The 1,190-nt window shown below is 55.2% G+C and carries 1 protein-coding gene; it reads left to right on the forward strand.

Annotated features, from left to right (window positions below; all coding sequences use genetic code 11):
• The coding region (locus tag Q0257_RS04705; RefSeq protein WP_298022159.1) for a glycerate kinase at positions 1–919 on the forward strand (919 nt) is incomplete at its 5' end.
• Positions 920–1,190: the final 271 nt, after the last annotated feature.

A 1,190-nucleotide genomic window follows, 5' to 3' on the forward strand; every position in this document is an offset into this window, starting at 1 on the left:
GCGCTACGCCTTAAAAGGCGAGCTAGGCATCTTAGAAATGGCGTCCGCATCGGGTCTGCCGCTCATCGAAAAATCGCGCCGCAACCCGCTAAAAACGAGCACCTACGGCTTTGGCGAGATGATAGCGCATGCGATCGCACACGGCGCGCGAAAGTTTATCATCGGTATCGGCGGAAGTGCTACGAATGACGCGGGTATGGGTATGCTGCGCGCGCTCGGCTTTAAATTTAAAGATGCAAATGGCGCAGAGCTTGCGGGAGCGGGCGAGGATCTGATTAAACTCGCCACGATAGATTGCACTTCGGTGCTGCCGCATCTTAAAGAGTGCGAGTTTCTTATCGCCTGCGACGTGGATAATCCGCTCTTTGGCGAAAACGGCGCGGCATATATTTACGCTCCGCAAAAGGGCGCGGATGCGGCGATGGTAAAGCAGCTCGATGCAGGACTTATAAATTTTGCAAGCGTCGTAAGCAAACACCTCGGACGCGAGCTTTGGAATAACCCCGGAGCAGGAGCTGCCGGCGGGCTAGGCTTTGGCTTCGTGAGCTTTCTAAACGCGACGCTTAAGCCAGGCATCGACATCATCACCGAGCAGATCGGACTAGAGCGCGATATGCAAGGCGCCGAGCTCGTCATCACAGGCGAAGGAAGGCTCGATTTTCAAAGCTCAATGGGCAAAACCCCTTGCGGTGTCGCGAAGATCGCCGCTTCCTACGGAGTGCCCGTAATCGCGCTGGCAGGCGGTATCTCGCCCTGTGCCGGCGGCTGTAATGAGCGAGGCATAGGCGCATTTTTTTGCATCCTAAACGAACCTATAAGTCTTGAGCGCGCGATGGAAAAAGAGACCGCGACACAAAATTTAGCCCGCGTCTCCGAACAAGCGGTGAGATTGTTCTTACTCGGACGCGGCGCTAAATAGAGCTTTTCGGCTGAAATTTTAAGGCGCGCCCGCTGAAGCTTACAACGAGCGCGGTATGTATGCGTGGCAGGTGCGGTTGCGAAATAAGGCGGCGACGGCTCGCGGCAGACAAGCACGACAAAGTGCGGCAGGAAGCGAATACGGCGAAGAAGCGAAATTTTATGCAGGATAGATTTGCGTGCTTTAAAGGCACGGCGCGATCTTGACGCAGATGCGGTGACGCGCAGCTTACAAGGCATAAAAGATATACGCGAAGAAGCAGGCGAGAGCC

The organism is uncultured Campylobacter sp. (assembly GCF_938018035.1).
GTDB lineage: Bacteria > Campylobacterota > Campylobacteria > Campylobacterales > Campylobacteraceae > Campylobacter_B.